At 39.3% G+C, this 6,403-nt stretch carries 3 protein-coding genes; all 3 read left to right on the top strand.

Features of this window, described 5'->3' with window-relative positions:
- The coding region (locus EXE30_RS15570; RefSeq protein WP_130163190.1) for a DUF2345 domain-containing protein at positions 1-883 on the top strand (883 nt) is incomplete at its 5' end.
- A gap of 72 nt (positions 884-955) precedes the next feature.
- Complete coding sequence (locus EXE30_RS15565; protein WP_228256127.1) at positions 956-5,665, top strand: RHS repeat-associated core domain-containing protein; 4,710 nt, start codon at positions 956-958, stop codon at positions 5,663-5,665.
- A 6-nt stretch (positions 5,666-5,671) separates the two neighbouring features.
- The gene (locus tag EXE30_RS15560; protein WP_130163189.1) at positions 5,672-6,403 is read left to right on the top strand and encodes a tetratricopeptide repeat protein; all 732 of its coding nucleotides are present in this window, start codon (positions 5,672-5,674) and stop codon (positions 6,401-6,403) included.

Raw genomic sequence — 6,403 nt, 5'->3', positions numbered from 1 at the left:
TGATGCTGCTGACTTTATTGCCCGTAAAGATATACAAATCATTTCAACGGAAGATGCCATCTATATCACCAGTCCGAAAGAGATTGTGATTACGGCAGGCAGTTCTCAGATCAAGATTAATGGTTCTGGCGTATTTCCGACCACGGGTGGCAAGTTCGAGGTGAAAGCGGGGCAGCATTTGTTTGCTGCGGGAGCAAGTGCAAGTGCTAATGTTCCTCAGTTACCGAAAGCCAAACCAATGAAAGGGGCATTGGAATTATTGAGAAGCTATGGCGGCGAAAACTTCTTTAAGCAAAATAGTTATAAAGTAATCGATTCATTAGGTAAGCAAATTACAGGCAAGCTTGATGGAAGTGGTTTTGCTCAAGTGACAGGCATTGCACCAGGTCCAGCGAAAGTGATTTTTGATAAAGATGACAGTAGTGCATGGATGCAAAGTAGTGATTTTAGCCGTGATTATACATGGGCTGAGCCTGTTTCTGGTGTTGCAGGATTGATGAAAAATGCTTTGGGTTCATTGAGTCAAAATGCCATGTCACAGTTAAAAGATAGTCTTCTTTCACTGGACAAAAATAGTTTAAAAGACCTTGGAAAAAACACAGTCAATAATTTAGTTGACCAAACTGTTGGGCAAATCAAAAGCCAAGTGACAGATACAGCTTTTAGTGCGATCTCGAATCAACTTAATTTAAATGTATCCCCAGATCAAATCAGAAGCCTTGGGCAGGTTATGAAAAACCCAAACCAATCTGTTGAAATGATTAAGGCGCAGGGAATGGATTTTTTTAACGATCAAGCCTCAGCAAAACTCACTCAATTCACTAAAGTTGATTCTCCGATTCAATATGGTGTTATGGATACATTTACAAAGCTTAAAAAGTAGATCAGATGAAAAGAAATACTGAGTTTAAGTCAAAGTATTGATGTAATTTAATGAATTAAAGGTTTTATATTAATGACTACTGAAAAGACACAACAGGTAGAAACAACAAAACAACCCGCTGTTGAACTCGCAGTATTTAACTTAGAAAGTACTCGGGATGTCACTGATTTACAGGTGATCGCACATCAAATCGAACTGTATTTACAGGTCTGTGGCAATACCTCACTAGAACAAGTCAAAAGTAATGCCAATGTCCCTACAGTTGCTAATATTTTTGCATTAACGGGTAGTGTCTTAGATTTACTCTTATATGTCACAACACCGCAGACTGGTGATGCTGATATGCAGCGTGGGGCTTTACTCGGCGCAAATCTAATCGGATTGTTTCCTGAACCGAATAATGAAGCACATGCTCGTATGGCGTTACGACCAATGTTTGGTGTAATGGCAGAGTGTTTATACCCTGAAAATGGGAAAATTAAAGAAGCTGATATTAAGCGTTTAGGCTTACATCTTAATGCAATGGTTGCAGGGGATTTAGAAGTATTTTTAAAAGAAACCCAAGCAAAGTTAAGTGGACTACTGACCCAAGCGGCAACCTTGGGTGCAAGTATTTTACAAAGTATGGCAACCCAAACTACAGCTATTAATGCAGGTGTTGCAGCTCCAACAGGCGCTTCGGCAGAGAAACGGGATCCCAAGCTTAAATTTAGCAATTGGGCAGTGCCATTAATTGATCTAATTGGAACACCGAGCCAAGCAAACCTGACACCGAAGATTGAGCCGAATATTCAAAGTCGTTTAAAGCAAGAAGCAAATCAAGCGATCACCACACTTGCACAAGTATTACAACAACAAGCAAATCCCAGCCAAAAATATACTTTGGCATGGTTAATACAAGAAACATTGAAAGCAATAAAAGCGTTAGAAAATAAAGGCAGCGCTAGTGTGCCGATGAATCAAACGGGGGAATATGAACGGCATACCAAAGGGGATACTTTAGAGTTCGTGAGTTTACAAGCCGATGCTTTAAATGCTCCGCCATGTGAGGGCAAAGGGTCAGATACTGGGCAAAGTATTAGCTATTCAATTGGTGCTGAACGAGTGCAGCATGCAGATTTTTATTTACCTAAAATTGGTTTTTCCTTTATTCGACAATACAGCTCACAAATGGGTGAGTTTGATCGAAGCATGATTGGCGCACGTTGGATGATACCATTTTCCAACATAATTCAACCCAATGCTCAAGGCTATTTATTTATAGACAGTAAAGGGCGGAAACATCAATTCCCTGTTTCAATCCCATTTGAAGCTTATGAAGTACCATTTGAAGGAATAACCGTACAACCACTCGAAGATGGTGATTTAATACTAAACTTCGGTGGAGAATGGTCTTTTCAATTTCATCAATTTTCGGCTGGTCAGCCTTATCAATTGATTCAACAATTTAATGAAAATACACAAGAAAAAATTGTTTTAAGCTACCTTGTTTTCGATGAAATTGCCTATTTGCAAAGCGTTGATTTTCAATTAAAACATGCTCAACACCAATTAAAATTTGCTTTTAATGAGCAAGTTAAAATCATTGCGGTATTTGTTGATGAACAGGTTGAGCCTTTAGCGCGTTATCAATATGATACCCAAGGCAATTTAATTGAAGCCATTGATCAAAATGGTCATGTCCGAAACTATGAGTACAACCATTTCCATCAACTCACACGCTATACCGATCGCACAGGACGTGGGCAAAATATTCGCTATGAATCAACCGACGCCCAAGCCAAAGCAATTGAAGAATGGGCAGATGATGGTAGTTACCATACCAAACTCAAATGGCATCCTCGCTTACGCCAAGTTGCTGTTTATGACGCCTACGATGTCCAGACCTATTACTATTTTGATCTGAATGGATTTACCTATCGTACTCGTTTAGCAGATGGACGTGAATCGTGGTACAGCCGTGATAGTCAAAAACGTATTACTCGTCAAATTGATTTTGAAGGACGTGAGACACAACAAGAATACAATGATCAAGATCAACTCATCAAAATCGTACAGCCAAATGGCGGGGTAATCCGTTTTGCCTACGATGAGCAAGGGAATTTGGTCGAAACAAAAGATCCTGAAGGCAATATTTGGAAACGAGAATATGATGCCAAGGGTAATGTCAGTAAAGAAATAAATCCTTTGGGGCATATCACCCAATATAAATACAACAATGACAATCAATTGATCGAAGTGATTGATGCCAAAGGCGGCAGCAAAAAAATTCAATACAATGAATTAGGACAAATGACCTCCTATACTGATTGCTCAGGTAAAAGCAGTACTTGGGAATACGATGAAGAGGGTTCGCTAACAGCTGAACAAACTGCAAATAATAAGGTCGTGCAGTACCTTTACAGCACTCAAGGTCGAGACAAAGGACAACTCCAAAGTATTGTTTACCCTGATGGATTAAAAGAACACTTTGAACATGATGAAGAAGGGCGTTTACTCAAACATATTGATACTAAAGGTTTAGTGACTGAGTACCAATACAACGCCACAGGATTACTCGAACAACGCATCGATGCTAATCGACATCGCATTGGCTATCAATGGGATAAACAAGGACGCATCAAAAAACTAATCAACCAAAACCAAGCAGAATATTTATTTGATTACAATCAATATGGATATTTGATACGTGAACAAGCCTTTGATGGAGAAGAAAAACACTACAGCTATCATGATGAGAGTGGTCGATTATCTGAAATCCGACAGCCTAATATCCTGACCCAATTTGATTATTACGCAGATGGACAAATCGCATCGAAAAGCTTTACCCATTTAAATACGGGAAAGAAGCAAACAGAGCAATTTGATTACAACCTGAACAATCAACTGAGCCGAGCCAGTAATGAGGTTAGCCAAATTGATTTTTATCGCAATGCACTTGGGCAATTGGTGAGAGAGCATCAGCACTACAAAATCGCTGGGCTTCGTCCACTTACCGCGGTGTTACGTTATGAATATGACGAACTTGGTAATCTGGTTAAAACAATTCGTCCAGATGGACAGGAACAAACCAATTTGAGTTATGGCTCAGGACATTTATATGCGATTGCCCTGAATAAACAGGACATGGTTTCATTCCAACGTGATGACTTACATCGAGAAACAACACGTCTATTGGCAAATGGACTCATCCAAACTAAACACTATAATGACGTTGGTTTACTCAGTTCACAACTGATTCAGCCTGAACAAGAAACGCAAGACTATTTACAGTACCAAGCGCATCGACATTATCATTACGACCAAAACTACCTACTTAATCAAGTTGAAGATAGCCGTTTGGGTAAGCTCAACTATCAATACGATCCAATCGGACGTTTAATCACAACGCAAAGCGCACATAAAACAGAGAGTTTTAGCTTTGATCCTGCGGGTAATTTGATCGACCCTGTATCCGCATCTGGTACGGCACAAATTAAAAACAATCTGGTCAGAAGCTATCAAGGAAAACATTATCACTACGACGCACAAGGCAATGTCATAGAGACTAAACAAGTAGGTAAAACCCTCAAACTGACATGGGACAACCAAAATCGATTGATTCGCAGTGATCACAATGGTCAAGTCACGGACTACGGTTATGACGTATTTGGGCGCAGACTTTATAAGAAAACGGTAGATGCGCTGACCTTGTTTGGTTGGGATGGCGATTTGATGATTTGGGAATCCCGCAAATCAGAACAAGACAGTTTTACCAAGCACTATCTGTATGAACCGAATAGCTTTGTTCCACTGTTGCAAGCTGGATATAAAGATTTTATTCAACTGATTGAAACACCTGATTATGCTGAATATCAAAGTAAACCTTATTCGGTTTATAAAGATCCTGTATGGCGCAATGATACCCGTAAAAATCGAGTAGATTTAGAGCAGATCACTTTTTACCATTGCGATCAAGTCGGTACGCCACAGACAATGACCAATGCAAGAGGTGAGTGTGTTTGGGAAATTACCCAAGATACTTGGGGCAGCACACTCGACATCAAAACAGTAAATCCAGACAATCCGTTTGAGCAGAGTAATCTCAGATTCCAAGGTCAATATTACGATCAAGAAACAGGATTGCACTATAACCGTTACCGATATTATGAGCCACATAGTGCAAGATATGTGAGTAAAGACCCGATTGGGTTAAATGGGGGAATGAATACTTCTGCTTATGTAAGTGATCCAACTCAATGGGTTGATCCGATGGGACTTGATTGGGCGAATGCATTCCCTCCTGGATTAATGGAGTATGGTCGGGCCAAAGCATCTGAACATAATTGGCGAATGCAAAATGATCCAGCTTATCGAAATCAGGTAATGACACCTCCTCCACCTGTAAAAGCCGCAACACATGTGCCTTATACGACAATGACAAATGTGAATATTGGGCTTTCTGCTATAGCTGGAGGGTCTATTGGTTTAGGTGGTGGGCATACTCGAGATCAATACGGAAAAATTTTACGTTGTGCCGCTGTAACCGTGTGTGGTGGTGCTGGAGCAGAGGCAAGTGCTTATGGAAGTGGCGGTCAAAGTTATACAAATAGTTCAACAAGTAGTGGTTTCTCTGGGACAGGTTCTGCTTGTGGTAGTGCAAAAGGGGCTGCTGTGATAGGTGGTGGTGTTCAAGCTTGTCAAAATACAGATGGTTCACAGACATATTCAGGGAACGTTATTGTAGGTGCTGGTGCTGGCGCAACGGGTTCAGTTTGTTATGCAGTTAATTATTGTAGGTAATCGTATATGAAGCATGTTTTACTATTTTTTATTCTCGGAAGTTTAATTGCTTGTACAAATTTGAATAAACAGGACAAGTTCCCTACGCTCGAGGAAGAGTGTAACTTAGCAGGAAGTAGCAGTAAGCAGTGTGAAATTTTGAATTTAAAAGATCTATCTTTAGATGAAAAAGAGAATCTAATGGGATGGGTCTATCTAAATGGATTAGATAATATCAAGCCTAATTATGATAAAGCCTACTATTGGTTTGAAAAGGCTGCTAAATCCAATAACCATGAAGCTATAAACTCATTAGGCATGATTTACTTTGCTGGTTTAGGAAAAGATAAGGATTTTCAGAAGGCTGAGGAATTTTTTTTAGAAGCAAATAAGTATGGTAACAAAGATGCTAAATTGAACTTAGCAGAATTATATAGAATTAAGGATTTTGGTCGATCACCAGATTTTGAAAAAGCAGAGAGTTGGTATTTATTAGGAATCCAAGATAATCCTTCACGGGCATATGAAGGTTTGTCAAAAATGTATTTGGATCAAGAAAACTATGAAAAAGCATTTGTTTTTTCTGAAAAATCTGCTGAACTAGGTAATCCTGAAGCCCAATATAATTTAGGGGTTTTCTTTGAGCAAGGTGTGTATGTAAAAAAAGATAAAATGCAAGCTGAATATTGGTATGAAAAAGCAGCTAAGCAAGGACATCTGAACGCAATTAATAATTTAAATATTCTTAGACAAAAATAA

Origin of the sequence: Acinetobacter halotolerans (genome assembly GCF_004208515.1) — a bacterium.
Classification (GTDB): domain Bacteria; phylum Pseudomonadota; class Gammaproteobacteria; order Pseudomonadales; family Moraxellaceae; genus Acinetobacter; species Acinetobacter halotolerans.
Note: the sequence above shows the minus strand (reverse complement) of the source record. Positions and strands in the feature narration are given on the sequence as shown.